This window comes from Paenibacillus sp. XP01 (assembly GCF_057364885.1).
Map to the genome: position 1 here is coordinate 3,945,129 of NZ_CP139481.1, position 16,137 is coordinate 3,961,265.

Genomic DNA, 16,137 nt, shown 5'->3' on the forward strand with positions numbered 1-16,137 from the left:
GCTTATCTAATCGGAAATAAGAACATGTTCTTGTCCCTCGACATTTAATGACCAATTAATGGTATGATTATAATACCCTGTTTTCGTTTTTTATTTTGCCGACCGGTCGACTAAATTTTCAGTGAGGTGCAGCTATGGAGCCTGTTATCCGAGAACTTAAATCCAGTTTTGAGAGTCTGAATCCCTCCGAAATTGAGCAATCCGAATACTTGTCGAATCTAACAACCGAAAGACTTCGGCTGATCCCCTATCCGAACTTCGCTATCGAATTTGACAGTCCTTTATACCTCTTCCGGTTTGAAGATCGAACGCTTGCGATATTCGGACATGATCTCGGTGGTTATTACGCGGTCGATCTCGAGAGTGGCACCGTAACATATATCCACCAGGAAGACGCCCTTTACCGGCTGCAATTTTGCAATTCAAGCTTTGATTCTTTTTTGCAATTTCACAACTTGTTTATGCAGCAGGTAAAGTGGCGAATTGAATCCGGCAACGATCCGCAAAAAGCGGTGGAAGCGCTGGAAACAGAGTTCAGACGCTATGATTCTCAAGCCACGGAAAACGACGAGTCCTTTTGGCCGATGCGTTTGTACGAGCTTTCCGACGACCTGTTTCCGCTGAATGATCTGCGTATAAACTTTTACCGATCGATCCTCGACAAAACGAAATGAGATCGTTACCGATACCGCGAAACGTTTTTCCGTGACGATCGCTAAAATGTCCGTATTGCGTTTTTGTTGTATTTATACACCAATTCTTCCCTTAGTGGACTATCTTGTCTAGTATATAAAGCATCTTCGTTTCGCCATAGATCAAACCAAGGAATGGCCTCATTCTCTACAAATAACAATATTTGATTTGCACATCTATTTATAGAATCCTCATCTTTATGATACCTGAAGTTATAATGTATTGAATATTCATTTTTGTATCCATTTGCTTGGATTCCGTTTAAAGCTATAAAGTCCAGATCATCTAATAGAAATCGTATCCCCGTATGAACTCTATAGAAAGGACCAGACTACCGCGGTCAGAACCATCTTCCGATCGCTGTTATCCCCAGATTTCTTTGATCCCCTTGTTCAAGGGGAAAATCCGGTGATCAGCCTATGCTTCCGATGCAGCTTTCTTACAGAAAGCTTTTAAGCGACCGCTTCGCTTCTCCAGATTCTTTCTGCCCTCTTCGTTATCGTGTAAATTTCCGGTTCAATCTATATAGTTTCTTTTTTACGAGTTCTCCATGCTTTTTCTCAAGGAATTTATCTTTCATTGCGATCATGTCCCCTTCTTCAGTGACTCGTCTATGTCTAAATTCATGATTACTTTCAGAAGGAGTATCCCCCAGCATTTAAGTACTCTTGGTTCCACTCGTGTACAGGAACCGGAGTAATGCAATTCATATAATACTCCTTATACTTATCCAGCCCGAAATAAACAGAGTATGACCAGTAGAGCCTATGCATCAAATCTTTAGCTGTATGTAATGCGGTTAGTTCGTAAGGCTCTAATCGTTCAAGTGGATTCGCGGGATAGATATCTGTTTCCACGATGGGATTTCCCATTCCCAAATCGCCGATTCCTGGATCTATATACACCAGATTGAATCGAGTAGAACATGAATCCGGACGATTTCCAAAATCTTGGCTAATATAATGTTTGGGTACATCCACAACTGTTTTAGGAGCCATGGCTGCATCTTTCAATTTCTGCTTTGCGGTCAACTTTACAGCTGAATTCAACACTCGGATCACTCGAAATTCTTGAATATCCTGTAATTTAACCTCATCCCAAGCAGAGATTGAATTCTCCAAAAAGATATTAAACATGATAATACAAGGCTTTTTGAGTAATTGAACAACTGTTGAAACTGAGTCTGTCACAGGTACAAAATAAACATCATTTTCTTTCCAGCTGAATCGATTTAACATAATGTCTGGCGCCCCCTTTAGATCCATTTTTGTAGTTGTAGAAGAGCCCCTTTCCTACTAGTACATCGTCTTTGGAGAGTAGAAGACATGCCTGGTCTTATGGCTACTTATGAATTTACCGCTATTTATTTTATCCTATATGATTTTGTAAATGTATTCGCCACATGGACTTCATTCGCTTGTCTTCAGCAATATTCTCATAGAGGATATGCTCCTTCCCTGCTTGTTTAAACCAATCGCGTAATGCTGCAATCCTTCCTTTATTAAAATCAATAAACTGAAAATCTAGTTGTTGTAAGTGCTCCATTTCAAGTAATGCCTCTAAATCCTTGGCTTTAATACTTGTAGAAATCTGCCTTAATTCTAACATTTCAAGAAGGGGTGCTGACCACAAAAGATCTATATGTTTTAACGCTTTCATATTATCCAGTTCCAACTGTCTAAGGTTATGCATTTTAGAGAAGTCACATAAAGCCTCCACCTTAGATAAGGACAATCGTAAATAAGTAAGATTATGCATTGAAGCTATATCATCCAGATTCGTTAAGTTACGTATATTTGCTAAGCTAAGCATTTTAACTGTAGAATTCGCAAGTGCTGCTAGGGAACCTTTCAAAGTACAATCATGAATAAAGAGACACTCCAATTTGGTTAACTGACGAACAAAATCAACTTCATGAATAGTAGTACTCAAAATGAGCGTGTCAAGTTCAGTTGCATCGCCGATCGGTGTTAAGTCTACAAATTCCCCATATAATGAAAGATATTGAAGATTTCTAAAGTTAGAAGTAAAGTTTAAGTTTACCGGCTTTTTACTTGTAATTGATAAAAATTGCAATCGCTCTAGTTTACCAAGTATACTCAAATCAATATGATGTTGAAGGTTTAACTGTAAAGCTGTTATATGCTTTAAGTCAGCGATGATCTGTAATAATTCCTCTGTATAGCGCCCTTTCATATCAATTTGACGAATAGACAATACTAAATCCGGACGTTTAGCAAATACATGCTTATCTAATTCTTGTAAATCTTCGAGCTTATCTATATCAACGACAAACGAAATAAGCGCCCGATGTCCCAGTTGCTTAATCGCTTTATTCATTTTCCCTATTGTCCAAGGTGCACCATGCATAGAGCTCGTCCATACTTCTCCCATAACGACTCCCCCAATTCTTTTATGCTACCGATAATCTATTTAAATATTATTGTTAACCAAGCGATCAGAATCTCTATCTGAGATAGTCTTAATTTTACTGCATTTTACAGCGAATCCATATGGGGAGCAAGTTTATGGTTTATTTCTCCGTTAGAGCATCCTTCCTTGGGCTATTCTCTCTCCTAAAATAGCGACTTCCATGGGATCATGTTCTTGTCCCTCGACAGAAAACAGACCCGCTATGATCGATAGCGGGTCTGTTCTTCATTTCCATATCTGTACAAGAACGTATTCTTCTACAGCTTTAGGCCGATCTTTTGTTTTTGTTGTAGATATCGAAAGCTACGGCAAGCAGAAGCACCAAACCTTTGATTCCCTGCTGCCAGTCAATGCCCAAACCAATGAGGGACATTCCGTTATTCAGTACCCCCATTACCAAGCCGCCGATGATTGCTCCAAACACGGTTCCAATGCCACCGGAAGCTGAAGCCCCGCCGATAAAGCAGGCTGCAATGGCATCCAATTCGAAGTTGGTACCCGCTCTTGGAGTGGCCGCGTTCAGACGGGCAGCGAAGATCAGACCGGAAACGGCGGCGAGCACGCCCATGTTTACAAATACCCAGAATGTCACTTTTTTGGTTTTGACTCCGGACAGTCCTGCAGCCTTTTCATTTCCTCCAAGCGCGTATACATGACGCCCCATTACAGTACGGTTCATGACAAAGGAATAAACGATGATCAGTACAAACAGCAGGATCAAAATATTCGGAATTCCGGCGTAACTTGCCAACACGAAGGTAAACAGGTTCGTCACCGCAGCCACCACAATCAGCTTGAGCAGGAAAAGTCCCTGCGATACGACCGCGAATCCGTATTTCCGCTGGGAGCGGCGTTCCCGCAGTTCATTCACGATGTACCAGACCGTAAGCGCAACCCCGACAAGGATCGAGATGAGCCCGAAACCCGAGAATTGAATATCTGGCAGGAACCCGGAGCTAATCTTTTGGAATCCTCCCGGAAAAGGAGAGATGGACTGCCCTTCGAGCACGATCATCGTCAACCCGCGGAAGAGCAGCATGCCCGCAAGGGTCACGATAAACGCAGGGATCCGCACATAGGCGATCCAGAAGCCCTGCCAGGCTCCGATTAACGCCCCGACCAGCAAAGAAGCGATCACCGCCATCCAGGCCGGAAGCTGCCAGTCGACCATCATGATTGCTGCCACTGCACCGACAAAGGCTGCAACGGAACCTACCGACAGGTCAATATGTCCGGTAATAATGACCAGTACCATCCCGATGGCGAGCACAAGAATATAGCTGTTCTGCAGGATCAGATTCGTAATATTGATCGGTTTCAGTAAGAGCCCGCCAGTCAGCAGCTCGAACAAGATCATAATGACAACCAGGGCGATGATCATCCCGTATTGGCGTATATTGTTTTTGAACAGTTTAGTTAGCATTTCCATGCTTCTCGCCTCCAGACTTCGTCATATATCTCATCAACGTTTCCTGCGTAGCTTCTTCGCGGCTGACTTCTCCCGTGATGCGCCCGGCATTCATGACATAAATCCGGTCACACAAGCCCAGAACCTCCGGAAGCTCGGATGAGATCACCAGCACACCCTTGCCCTCTGCAGCAAGGCGGTGAATAATGGTATAGATTTCGAATTTGGCGCCCACATCGATTCCGCGGGTCGGTTCATCCAGAATGAGAATATCCGGACCGGCAAAAATCCATTTGCTCAGCACCACTTTCTGCTGATTGCCACCGCTCAGGTTTCCGGTTTTCTGCAAAATGCTCGGTGCTTTGATATTCATGCTTTTCTTCATTTCTTCGGCAACCAGCACTTCTTCACGTTCGTTCACAACTGCATTTTTGGTCAGCTTGCTCAGACCGGTCAGTGAGATATTGCGTTTGATATCATCCATAAGAATGAGCCCGTATTCCTTCCGATCCTCCGTCACGTAGGCAAAACCATTTTGAATCGCCTCCGTTACGCTGTTGTTCTGAATCGGTTTGCCATCCTTGATCAGCTGGCCCGATATGTTGCGTCCATAAGATTTGCCGAAGATGCTCATGGCCAGCTCCGTACGTCCCGCCCCCATCAGACCGGCAATGCCCACGATCTCGCCACGCCGGATGTTCATGTTGACCTGATCCAGCACCTTGCGTTCGGCATGATGCTCGTGATAAACGGTCCAGTCCTTCACTTCCAATATGACTTTACCGATATTGGCATGACGTTCCGGGTAGCGGCTTGTCAGATCACGGCCCACCATTCCGCTGATAATCCGGTCTTCGGTGACGTTATCCTTTCTCATGTCCAGCGTCTCGATCGTCTTGCCGTCCCGCAATATCGTAACGGAGTCCGATACCTTGGACACTTCATTCAGCTTGTGGGAAATCAGGATACACGCAATTCCCTGCTTTTTGAATTCCAGCATTAATTGGAGCAGATTTTCGCTATCATCCTCATTAAGCGCTGCCGTTGGTTCATCCAGAATGAGCAGACGAACCTTTTTGGAGAGTGCTTTTGCAATTTCGACCAGCTGCTGTTTACCCACGCCGATGTTGGATACAAGCGTGTTCGGATTTTCGCTGAGCCCCACTTTGGAGAGCAATTCACGTGTACCGACCAACGTTTCTTTCCAGTCAATGATGCCTTTGCTGGCACGTTCATTGCCCAGAAAGATGTTCTCCGCGATGGACAGGTAAGGGATCAGCGCGAGCTCCTGATGGATAATGACGATCCCCAGATCCTCGCTCTGCTTGATATTTTTGAACTCGCATGTTTTGCCCTGAAACAAAATATCCCCTTCGTATGTTCCATGTGGATATACACCGCTAAGCACTTTCATCAGCGTGGATTTTCCTGCACCGTTCTCACCGCACAGCGAATGAATTTCGCCTTCCCGGACCTTGAGATTGACGTTCTCCAGTGCTTTGACCCCAGGAAAGGTTTTGGTAATGCCCTTCATTTCCAATATGATTCCGGTCATGGGATTTGCTCCTTTCCATTATTATTTCAATCCAATTTCTTCTTTGGTGTAATATCCGGTGCCTACAATGTCCTTCTCCACGTTTGTGCGATCCACTGAAATCGGATCCAGCAAATAGGCTGGTACGATCTTAATTCCGTTGTTATATGACTTTTCGTCATTCACTTCCGCTTGTTTTCCTTGCAAAATGCTATTGGCCATCTCTACCGTTTGTTCCGCCAGCTTGCGAGTATCCTTGAATACCGTCTGCGTCTGCTCTCCGGCAACAATGGATTTGATCGAGGCCAGCTCCGCGTCCTGACCTGTAATGACGGGCAAAGGTTTACTCTTTGATCCGTATCCGACGCCTTTTAGCGACGAGATAATGCCAATGCTGATTCCGTCGTACGGGGACAAGACCGCATCCAGGTGATCTCCCGAATAATAGGCGCTGAGCAGGTTATCCATCCTCGATTGAGCCAATGCTCCATCCCAGCGCAAGGTCGCGATCTGCGCCATCGTGGTTTGGTTGCTCCGCACGACAAGCTTGCCGGAATCGATATACGGCTTCAGCACAGACATCGCACCGTCAAAGAAGAAATACGCATTGTTATCGTCGGGCGAGCCGCCAAACAGCTCAATGTTGAACGGGCCCTTGCCTTCCTTGAGGCCCAGCTTCTGCTCAATGTAAGAAGCCTGGAGCACGCCCACCTTAAAGTTGTCGAACGTCGCGTAGTACGTTAAATAGGGCGTGTTGCGAATCAGACGGTCGTAGGATATGACTTGAATGCCTTCATCGTGAGCCTTCTTGATCACATCCGTCAGCGTATTGCCATCCACGGATGCAATCACCATCACATCCACTCCTTTGGTGATCATGTTCTCAATCTGTGAAATCTGATTTTCGACCACGTCCTCAGCGTATTGCAGATCCGTTTTATACCCCTGTTCCTGAAACAAACGGACCATGTTCTCTCCGTCGCCGACCCATCGCTCGGAGGATTTGGTTGGCATGGAGATGCCGACATATCCTTTTTCCTTGCTGCCTGCCCCACTCTCAGCCAGATTGCAAGCCGACAGCATCAGGGTCATCACCAGAAGCCAGATCATCACTGCTCCTTTTTTCATATCAAGTTCCCCTTTCCTCAAATCATGCGGATCGTGAACGAATCATAAGATAACGCTTACAACGTTCGAAGTGACCCATACTGCTTTCTGTTTCCGCCTGATCCAATCGTAGCATTATGACGTCGAGACCGTCTTTGCAGCTTTTGAACCTTTTTTATAATATTTTAACTTTTGTATAACCTGTAGAAGTTAAGATGCTGAATCCCTTGCCTCGAGTATCGTTCATCCACCGGGTATAAAAAAAGAGCTGATCCGCTTCGCAGAAGCAGAACAACTCCGTTGCCCTTGTCCATGTCCGGTGATGTTATTCCTGGTCCGCTTGATGTTATACCAGGTCCGCGGAGGCACTGTGCCCTGTGCCCCCGTCTTTTCGGTACTGCGCAGGCGAGATCCCCATCTTTTTCTTAAACGCCGTGCTGAAATAATGCTGGGTGTCGTAACCGACCCGTTCTGCAATGCTGTGGATGGGCATCGTCGTGGAATCCAGCAGCTGCACCGCTTTACGGATGCGGGCATGCGTGACCAGGGTTACGAAAGTATCGTTCAGCTCTTTCTTGAGCACCCGGCTGAGATATACCGAGGAGACTTGCAAGCGGGCAGCGAGCGATTCAAGCGTCAGTTCCCGATCCGCGTACTCCTCATTGATGATCTGCCGAGCCCTGCGCACCAGCGGAGACAATCGGGCTTCCCCATAAACAAGTTCCCGGCATAGCCGGTAAGCATTCGGGGCCTCTTCTAATGTACCTGTATTTTGCACCACACGGGCATGAACGGCGATATTGAGGCAGGAACCGATCTGCTGTTCAATGATGCAATCCAGCTCTTCCGGAGCCGCCTGCCACAAGCAAAAGCCGATTAACCCATTCGGGTCCCTGAACAGGACATGCGGAAGTTCTCCCAGCAGTTCGCCGATAATATTCTCCACGGCAAAAAGAAACAATTGGCGGTCATTCTCCCGCATAAGGGACTGACGGGCTTCGGCCGCAGGCCAGCGGACGATCCCGAGCTGCACGGGCGGATCGGATGGCAGACGCAGGAACGCCAGCTGCTCTGTCAGATCTTTTCCTTCCGCAAGCCCTTCCAGCCACTCCAGACAAAAACGCTGACGCAAAAGCGGAATATTGCGTTCGATCTGATCCGCAGCCTGCTTAACGTAAGCGGTCCGCTTGCGTTCTTCGTCCATCCGCCGATGCAAACGCTCGAGCGCAGCATGCAGCCGCTCCGCATCTACCGGCTTTAGGATGTAATCCTCCACGCCAAGTCGCACGGCCTCCTGGGCATAAGCAAACTCATCATGACCGGAGATGATCAGACAGCGGCAGCCCGGACATTCGTCCTGAAGGCGGCGGATCAGATCAATCCCGTTCAGAAATGGCATATTCATATCCACAAGGATGATATCGATACCGAGCTGGACAGCCAGCTCCAGCGCTTCTTCACCGTCTTCCGCTTCACCGGCAACCTCCATGCCCAGCCGATCCCAATCAATGGCATCCCGTATGCCTTCGCGAATGATCGGTTCGTCATCTGCAATCAGAACTTGGTAGCGCCCTGAAGTCTGCAATGTCTGGACTCCCGCCACAGAAACTGCCGCACTCTCCAATTCTGTCCAAGCTGCTTGCATGGTTGCTCTCTTCATTGACTCTCCCGCCTTCCTTCAATATCGAATTGCAATGCTTGTGGTAGTTCCTTCATTAACGGCTGAGTGATGGTCACGCAGGTCCCTTCACCTTCCTGACTATCCAGGCTGATTCCGTATTCTTCGCCAAAAGAAAGCCGCAGACGTGCCTGTACATTCAGCATGCCATAACTTTTGCCACCCTGGCCGGCTTCCTGTATTTCCATGCTCTCCAGGGGTGTGCTGAGGAGACGAGTCATCTCGTGCAGCCGCTCGCCTGTCATCCCGGCGCCATCGTCCTGTACAGTAAGCAACAGCTTGTCGTCTTTTACTTTAGCTTCGATCCAAATGTTACCCGGCCCTCGTCTCCCCTTAATCCCGTGATAAATGGCATTTTCCACTATGGGCTGCAGCACCAGCTTAAGCACGAACAGCTCCTTTAGGTCCTCGGGAATCACCAACTCACATTGAAGCCGGTTCCGGTACCGGGTCTGTTGAATCTGCAGATAGCTGGATATATGTTCAATCTCGGAACGCAGAGGAATGAAATCATTGCCTTTGCTGAGCCCGATCCGAAACAGTCTGGAGAGGGCACCCACCATCTCGGATACATCGTCTACGCCTTTCCTCTGTGCCATCCAATGAATCGTATCCAAGGTGTTATATAAAAAATGAGGTTTGATATGCTCCTGCAGGCTTCGCATTTCCGCATCCCGTTTCTGCCGCTCCCGCAGTTCATTAAGGGACATGAGCTGCTGGATTTGCACCAGCATTCGGTTGAAGCTTCTGCCGAGCATGCCGATTTCATCGGCACGATCGCTCCAGCGGCCGGATCTGAGATTTCCCGTTTCCGCTCTGCGCATATAAGACATCAACCGGAAAATAGGCTGAGCGATGGAATTGGAAAATCGCAGGGAAGCGCTCAGGCCAAAGAGACAGACCACGAAAACAAAACTGACCACGTAAAACTGGATCTGGCGGACTTCCGCCGTCGATTCCTTGGCCGGGAACACCCCTACGGTTCTCCATCCCGTAAACGCGGAAGACTGGTACATGAATAACAATTCCTTCCCTTCTGCTTCTGCGTTAAATGTTCCGCTATCTCCCGATGTGAACCACGCGGGTGGAATCTGCTCAACGAGTGGATTGTCCGGCATATAGACGCTTCGCCCTTCTGCATCGGTCACCATGACATATCCGGATTTCCCCAGCGTTACATCCCTGGCGGCCTGAGAGACGGTACGCAGCTTGAGATCAATCATAATGACACCGAGCACGCGTCCCGATGATTCATCCGTGATGGAACGTGCGACGGACACAATTTCACTGTCTTTATACCGGACATGCGTCGTGATGTTACGATGTCTCGGTTGGCCCAGAACGGTAAAAATGCCGGCATTCCCGGCCGCGCTTTGGTACCATTCCTCCTGAACCAGGCTTTGATTGGTTTTCGGATACATCTCATTGCTGATGTAATCTCCGTTTCGGTTAACGAGCACGATCCCTGCGATTTCCGGGTACAATGTCGTGAAGCCCTGCAAATATTGCTTGATTCCATAAAGCTGATCCTGATCTTTGGCCCGATTCAGATCGTTATAAGGTACAGCTGTGCCTGTATGGCCGTCAAAATCCGTTTTCCCTTCCATAAAAGCACGGATATCCGGATCAAAAGCGATCAGATAGGTCATATTCTGCAAATTCTCCATCTTGCTGTCAAGCGCTTCATTGACTTTGCCGATCAGCTGCATCGTGTGCCCTTCAACCTGTCGTTCGACAATCCGTTCCACCGTCCAGTTCACCAGCAGCCCGAGTCCCACCGAAGGAACGATGGCAAAGAGCAAAAAGAGCAGCATCAGCTGATAACGCAGCGGCATATTGCGCAAGCGCAGCCGTTGCAATCCGCCCTTCATCCGGAAACGGATTTTCCTCCAGCTGAGGGACATAGTTGACCGATTATTATTTTTATTTGGCATAGTAATCATCTACATTCGAACGTGTCACCACAGAGATTCCGGTGTCTACCCTAACAGGCAGCGGTGCGTTCTCATCGGAAGAGGACGGTGCGGGCACGGTCAATTGATGGTGCAAATGAAACAGATATTGAAGGGACCAATATCCCATGTTCCAGGTTCCTTGTGCGATCGTTGCAGAGATGGTGCCGCTCTTGATCATATCCAGCGTAGCCTTATTCGTATCAAAGGAGATGATTTGGAGCGGATGTCCCGCATTTGCATTCTGAACCGCTTCGCCTACGCCTGCCGCTCCCGTCGCCTCGGTTACAAAAATTCCGCCGAGCTTCGGATACGCCTTCATCATTCTGAGCGCTTCATCTTTTGATTTCATTACATCTCCGTGTCCATCGGCAACTTCAACGACCTTCATGGAAGGGTACCGGTCACGGATCGTATCGCGGAACCCCTGTGTTCGTTCTTCATGATTTTGCTGGCCCGGCATGGTCAGAATGGCGACTTCTCCCTCCCGGCCCAGAAGCTCGGCCATTTTGTCCGCAGCAGTCACCCCTGCCTGGTAATTGTCCGTACCGAGAAAAGAATAGGCTCTGCTGTCCGGTGCGTCCGCATCAAACAAAACGACCGGGATACCCGCGTCCAGCGCCTTGTTTATGACGGGAATCAGCGATTGCGGGTCAATGGCGGAAATGGCGATGCCTGCCGGTTTTCGTGCAATCGCCTGCTCGATGACTGTGGTCTGTTCCTTCGGATCATACCGCGTAGCTCCCCGGTATTCCACGGTTACCCCGAGCGCATCCCCGGCATCCTCGAAGCCTTTGAGCACACTTTTCCAATATTCCAAGCCGGACTGGAACGTGATCATGATGTAAGTTTCACCAATATCACCGCGCAGTCCCCGGTCTTCCCATGAGCCATTCGCTTCGCTTGCGTATTCGTACCTGAACACATACAGCGCAAAAGCCGAGATGAGCAAAATATAAACCAGCAGCGTTTTTTTCATATTCGTCTTCACTTCCTTAGAGGTCTCTCCACTTGCGTTCCGCTTAAATTGTAAACGCAAACACGCAAAAAAGAAACCGCTTTCCGTTTTAGCCAGAGTCATCTGTGTATGGAGACACAGGGCTAACATTTACTCAAGCAATATTTATTGTAAGATTATAACATAATACAAATATCATATGGCCGGCTCGACCTATGAAATTCAGGCATCTTGGAGGTTCCCGACATTTTGGCACAGCATGAGAAAAAGAACTTCTCCTTCCCGCTGCTCATTGCAGCATTAAGCCTCACCGTATTTGCACTGATTGCCTTGTCCGTCAGTGATCACCAGATCCACCGGTTTGATGACAACCTGATCGGATGGGTTCAGGGCATGGAATCACCCGGCATGACCAAGTGGATGCGGGTATTCACATGGATCGGCAGCGGACGGCCTGTCATCACCATCACGATCATGTTTATGATCGTATTGTATATTTTCCTGGGACACAGGCGGGAACTTCTGTTTTTGGCCGCGGTCATTGCAGGTTCAGCAATGCTGAACACCTTGTTGAAACTGGCATTTCAGCGTGCCAGACCAACCATCCATCGCATTGCAGAAGCGAACGGATACAGCTTTCCGAGCGGACACTCGATGGCGGCGTTCAGCCTATATGGCGGATTGGCCTTTCTGATCTGGAAGCATATTCCTACAGCAACGGGCCGGGTGATGATGATCATCGTCAGTGCGGCCTTAATTTTGGCGATCGGCCTGAGCCGAGTTTATTTGGGCGTGCATTATCCCAGCGATATTGCCGGAGGTTACTTTCTGAGCGGCAGCTGGCTGGCGATCTGCATTTGGTTTTATCAGCGTTATTTGGAGCGGCTGTCGCTGCTTCATTCCAAACCTCAGACATAGAACTTTATAATGAGAAAAAGTCAAAGACCCGCCACCCTCAAGCTGAGGTTAGAGCGGGTCTTTTTCCCTATTAGTTCAGGTCCCCCCGATGAGATGGAGATTTTATTTTTTGTGGATTTTTGCTATGCTGGGTTACATATTTGGATACGGGAGACTGAGCATGAATGCATAAAATACTGATCGTGGACGATGAAGCAGATCTTCGAAAGCTGCTGACCGATTATTTTGAAATCAACGGGTATTCCGTCCTAACGGCCAAGGACAGCAGGGAAGCGCTGCGAAAAGTGGAACAACAACCCGATCTTGTTTTGCTGGATATCAACATGCCTGAGCAGAATGGCCTTCAATTATGCGAGAAAATCCGAGACTTCATCTCGTGCCCGATTTTATTTTTAACGGCTCGAATTGAAGATGCCGATAAAATAGCCGGATTTCAGGCCGGCGGCGATGACTATATCCTGAAACCTTTCAGCATTCACGAGCTGGGGGCCAGGGTCGAAGCGCATTTGCGCAGAGAACAGCGAATCCAGACCAAATCCTCGGTAAGGTTTAACGATGATTTGGTCATTGATTATACAGCCCGTGAGCTTTACTACCAAGATAAGCAAATTCCACTCGTGAAAAAAGAGTTTGACATTATCGAGTTACTGTCCACACATCCCAATATCGTGTTCGAAAAGGAACGCATATACGAAAAAATTTGGGGGTGGGACAACCAGGGCGACAGCAGTGTGATCGCGGAACATATCCGGCGAATTCGTTCTAAATTAAAGGAACACGGCTGCGTTGACCGAATCGAGACTGTTTGGGGAGTAGGATACAAATGGCCAAGCTCATGAATGCACTGCTGCTCAGGCGATTTACCTTACGGCAATCTTTTATGCTGTTATGCGTAGTCACGCTCATTGCCGTACTGGTCGTCATCACGCTGGAGTTTGCCTGGGCGGAGAAGCTGCGGCTGCGTTTCGGAGAATCGGAGTGGATGCTGCCCTCCCTCGTCGCGGCAGTGATGCTTACCGTAGCAGCCGGAATCGTCACCATGGCCATCTTATTTTACAGATGGAAACTGAAACGTCCGCTGGAGCTGTTAAAGCAGGCATCCGAGAAAATTTCGGCAAACGATCTGGACTTCCACATCTCCTATGACAGCCGGGACGAGATGGGCGAGCTGATTGCGGCATTTGAGAACATGCGCTCCACATTGGAGAAAAACGTAAAGACGCTCTGGCGGTCGGTGGAGGAACGCAAGAAACTCAATGCCATTTTTGCTCATGACTTGAGAACGCCGCTGTCCGTGTTGAAAGGAAACACCGAGCTCCTCGCCACCTATCTGCCTGAAAAGAAATTGTCGGAAGAAAAGGTGCTGGATCTAATCCATACCATGAATCTTCACATCGTGCGTCTGGAGAGCTATGCGGAGGCTATGAGCTCAATTCAGAAGCTGGAGGATGTCCCGGTGCATCGCCAGTCGATCGATACGATCTCGTTGACGACTTTGTTAAACGACAGTGCCGAACAAATCGCAAGGCAATTCGGCAAAACCTTCGTGTCTTCCATGGAATATGATCATGCCGTAATCAACGTGGACCCCTATATCGTCATGCAAATTTTCGAAAACATGATGGCCAATGGGGCTCGATACGCAGCCAGCCAAGTGAACGTTCACTATGACATTCAGAAAAGCACGATGAAGATTACCGTCTCAGACGACGGGCATGGTTTCTCGGATGAAGCCCTGCACAAGGCTGTGCTCCCTTTTTATCGCGGCGAAGTGTGGGACGCGACCGAACATCGCGGGCTGGGCCTTTATATTTGCAAGGTGTTTTGTGAAAAACATGAAGGGGACCTGCAGATCGCAAACGGTCCTCATGGCGGCGGGAGCGTTACGGCAAGTTTTGGGACCCCAGTTGATAAATAGTTGAAAAAGTGCTGATAGCATTTCCTTATCTTGAATTTTAGGAGTGCTAATGATGCCAAAACTGAAAAAAAGAATGTTTGTTGCAATCAGCTGTTTATTGTTGTTATGTTCCGTGTGGCCGAACCCCATGTCCGCCACGGAAGCCCGGGACAGGTCGGAAATCCTGCAAGACATCGACGAATATATGAATCGGAGCATGAAGGCCAATCACATCAAGGCTGCTTCACTGTCCATTGTTAAGGACGATGAGGTCTACTACGCCAAAGGCTACGGAACATTCACAGACGGCCAAAGCGTGACGGACGACACTCATTTCCCCATTGCTTCGTTAAGCAAGTCCTTTACTGCGTTGGCCGTGCTGCAGCTGGTAGACCATGGACAAATTGACCTGGATGCGGCTTACGATTCTTATTTTCCCGAGCATTCTCCACTGGATCCCCGCGTACATGACATTACGGTCCGTCATTTATTGAATCAGACCAGCGGTCTCAATGACAAAGTAAATCCGGATATGACGAGGAATGCGCAGTTCCAAACCCTGCATGAGGCGAATCGGTTATTAACGGAGGTTCAACTTGCCCATAGCCCCGGAACCGCGTACAGCTATCATAATCCCAATTACGTGCTGCTGGCGAACCTCGTGGAAAGCGTAAGCGGGGAGCGTTTTTCGGATTATCTGAACAACCATATTTTTGAACCGCTAGGAATGAACCATACCTTCAGTGTCAGCACGACGCAGCAAATCAATGAGAATGAAACGATCCCGTTAGGACATTACTTGATTTTGGGACGTGCCGTAGGCCAATCGGAACCGCTCTGGTTCATTGAGGGCCCGGCCGGCATCATTTCAACCGCAGAGGATATGTCCCTCTGGATGCTTGCCCAATATCACGGACAGCTCCTTTCTCCTGCCCTAATGAAGCAATATCACGCAGCCGGGGCCATCGGTCCGTACGGCATGGGCTGGCTTGCAAACCAAGACGAATCCGGGGGCAAAATGATCTCCCATAGCGGCATCTTCTGGACGTACAAGTCGGAAGAAATGATTTTTTTGGACGAGAAAATGGGCGTTGCGATCATGTTTAATTCGGGCATAAATGCTTTTGTGAATTACTCGGCTTTTATTCATGATATTGCGAAGATCATGAGAGGGGAAAAGCCTGAAACCTCATTTGTGAACGGTCGAAACATGGAAATGATCATGATTGCGCTGATCATCGCAACGCTCGCATGGGGCGTATATGCCTATTTTCGCATCCGTCGGAGAAACAAACGCCTAACGATGAGTAAATTGATTCTGATCACGGTTAGAAAGCTGATTCCGGTCCTAATACTCTTGTCCCTGTCCCCATTGATGACGTTGATCGGCGGAGGACGCGTGCTGCCTTGGTTCGGCATCTGGACTACTCTGTCGTCTCCAATCATTTGGCTTGCTGTATGGTCGCTTGTCAACTTCGTGCATTTGGCTTGTTATTATTACTTCTACGTTCAGAATAAAAAGAACGGTCGTTGGGATTTACCCCAGTAGTTTTATTCGC

At 48.1% G+C, this 16,137-nt stretch carries 13 protein-coding genes; 5 read left to right on the forward strand and 8 right to left on the reverse strand.

Annotation, left to right across the window (positions count from 1 at the left end):
* The first annotated feature begins 134 nt into the window (after nucleotides 1-134).
* Nucleotides 135-674, forward strand: a complete 540-nt coding sequence (locus SNR34_RS17735) for an SUKH-4 family immunity protein (RefSeq protein WP_486179800.1) — start codon at nucleotides 135-137, stop codon at nucleotides 672-674.
* A gap of 654 nt (nucleotides 675-1,328) precedes the next feature.
* Here the strand turns inward: SNR34_RS17735 and SNR34_RS17740 are convergent.
* The 8 genes from SNR34_RS17740 to SNR34_RS17775 all read right to left on the reverse strand — a co-directional run bounded on the left by SNR34_RS17740 (nucleotide 1,329) and on the right by SNR34_RS17775 (nucleotide 11,784).
* Complete coding sequence (locus SNR34_RS17740) at nucleotides 1,329-1,931, reverse strand: hypothetical protein (protein ID WP_486179801.1); 603 nt, start codon at nucleotides 1,929-1,931, stop codon at nucleotides 1,329-1,331.
* A 130-nt stretch (nucleotides 1,932-2,061) separates the two neighbouring features.
* A complete protein-coding gene (locus SNR34_RS17745; protein WP_486179802.1) occupies nucleotides 2,062-3,087 on the reverse strand; it encodes a leucine-rich repeat domain-containing protein in 1,026 nt (341 codons plus the stop codon).
* Between the two features lie 304 nt (nucleotides 3,088-3,391).
* Nucleotides 3,392-4,555, reverse strand: coding sequence for a multiple monosaccharide ABC transporter permease (gene mmsB / locus SNR34_RS17750; protein WP_236412515.1), 1,164 nt, complete (start codon nucleotides 4,553-4,555; stop codon nucleotides 3,392-3,394).
* Entirely contained in the window at nucleotides 4,539-6,089 is a 1,551-nt protein-coding gene (mmsA, locus tag SNR34_RS17755; RefSeq protein WP_339272549.1) for a multiple monosaccharide ABC transporter ATP-binding protein, read from the reverse strand. The genes mmsB and mmsA overlap by 17 nt, the downstream gene beginning before the upstream one ends.
* A 21-nt stretch (nucleotides 6,090-6,110) precedes the next feature.
* The gene (chvE, locus tag SNR34_RS17760; RefSeq protein WP_290371405.1) at nucleotides 6,111-7,196 is read right to left on the reverse strand and encodes a multiple monosaccharide ABC transporter substrate-binding protein; all 1,086 of its coding nucleotides are present in this window, start codon (nucleotides 7,194-7,196) and stop codon (nucleotides 6,111-6,113) included.
* A gap of 325 nt (nucleotides 7,197-7,521) precedes the next feature.
* On the reverse strand, nucleotides 7,522-8,835 hold the full coding sequence (locus SNR34_RS17765) for a response regulator (RefSeq protein ID WP_339272552.1): 1,314 nt from the start codon (nucleotides 8,833-8,835) through the stop codon (nucleotides 7,522-7,524).
* A complete protein-coding gene (locus tag SNR34_RS17770; protein WP_486179803.1) occupies nucleotides 8,832-10,724 on the reverse strand; it encodes a cache domain-containing sensor histidine kinase in 1,893 nt (630 codons plus the stop codon). Before SNR34_RS17770 ends, SNR34_RS17765 begins: the two co-directional genes overlap by 4 nt.
* A gap of 52 nt (nucleotides 10,725-10,776) precedes the next feature.
* Entirely contained in the window at nucleotides 10,777-11,784 is a 1,008-nt protein-coding gene (locus SNR34_RS17775) for a substrate-binding domain-containing protein (RefSeq protein ID WP_339272554.1), read from the reverse strand.
* A 228-nt stretch (nucleotides 11,785-12,012) separates the two neighbouring features.
* Between SNR34_RS17775 and SNR34_RS17780 the strand changes: the two genes are divergently transcribed.
* The 4 genes from SNR34_RS17780 to SNR34_RS17795 all read left to right on the forward strand — a co-directional run bounded on the left by SNR34_RS17780 (nucleotide 12,013) and on the right by SNR34_RS17795 (nucleotide 16,127).
* A complete protein-coding gene (locus tag SNR34_RS17780; RefSeq protein ID WP_486179804.1) occupies nucleotides 12,013-12,681 on the forward strand; it encodes a phosphatase PAP2 family protein in 669 nt (222 codons plus the stop codon).
* A 164-nt stretch (nucleotides 12,682-12,845) separates the two neighbouring features.
* The gene (locus SNR34_RS17785; protein ID WP_339272558.1) at nucleotides 12,846-13,520 is read left to right on the forward strand and encodes a response regulator transcription factor; all 675 of its coding nucleotides are present in this window, start codon (nucleotides 12,846-12,848) and stop codon (nucleotides 13,518-13,520) included.
* On the forward strand, nucleotides 13,505-14,599 hold the full coding sequence (locus tag SNR34_RS17790; protein WP_486179805.1) for a HAMP domain-containing sensor histidine kinase: 1,095 nt from the start codon (nucleotides 13,505-13,507) through the stop codon (nucleotides 14,597-14,599). The genes SNR34_RS17785 and SNR34_RS17790 overlap by 16 nt, the downstream gene beginning before the upstream one ends.
* Before the next feature lie 73 nt (nucleotides 14,600-14,672).
* Nucleotides 14,673-16,127, forward strand: a complete 1,455-nt coding sequence (locus SNR34_RS17795) for a serine hydrolase domain-containing protein (protein ID WP_486182482.1) — start codon at nucleotides 14,673-14,675, stop codon at nucleotides 16,125-16,127.
* Nucleotides 16,128-16,137 lie beyond the last annotated feature (10 nt).

Excerpts from the sequence above, each read along its gene's own strand:
- SNR34_RS17735 (WP_486179800.1), top strand. The coding sequence starts at position 135 with ATGGAGCCTGTTATCCGAGAACTTAAATCCAGTTTTGAGAGTCTGAAT.
- SNR34_RS17740 (WP_486179801.1), bottom strand. The coding sequence starts at position 1,931 with ATGTTAAATCGATTCAGCTGGAAAGAAAATGATGTTTATTTTGTACCT.
- SNR34_RS17745 (WP_486179802.1), bottom strand. The coding sequence starts at position 3,087 with ATGGGAGAAGTATGGACGAGCTCTATGCATGGTGCACCTTGGACAATA.
- mmsB (WP_236412515.1), bottom strand. The coding sequence starts at position 4,555 with ATGGAAATGCTAACTAAACTGTTCAAAAACAATATACGCCAATACGGG.
- mmsA (WP_339272549.1), bottom strand. The coding sequence starts at position 6,089 with ATGACCGGAATCATATTGGAAATGAAGGGCATTACCAAAACCTTTCCT.
- chvE (WP_290371405.1), bottom strand. The coding sequence starts at position 7,196 with ATGAAAAAAGGAGCAGTGATGATCTGGCTTCTGGTGATGACCCTGATG.
- SNR34_RS17765 (WP_339272552.1), bottom strand. The coding sequence starts at position 8,835 with ATGAAGAGAGCAACCATGCAAGCAGCTTGGACAGAATTGGAGAGTGCG.
- SNR34_RS17770 (WP_486179803.1), bottom strand. The coding sequence starts at position 10,724 with ATGAAGGGCGGATTGCAACGGCTGCGCTTGCGCAATATGCCGCTGCGT.
- SNR34_RS17775 (WP_339272554.1), bottom strand. The coding sequence starts at position 11,784 with ATGAAAAAAACGCTGCTGGTTTATATTTTGCTCATCTCGGCTTTTGCG.
- SNR34_RS17785 (WP_339272558.1), top strand. The coding sequence starts at position 12,846 with ATGCATAAAATACTGATCGTGGACGATGAAGCAGATCTTCGAAAGCTG.
- SNR34_RS17790 (WP_486179805.1), top strand. The coding sequence starts at position 13,505 with ATGGCCAAGCTCATGAATGCACTGCTGCTCAGGCGATTTACCTTACGG.
- SNR34_RS17795 (WP_486182482.1), top strand. The coding sequence starts at position 14,673 with ATGTTTGTTGCAATCAGCTGTTTATTGTTGTTATGTTCCGTGTGGCCG.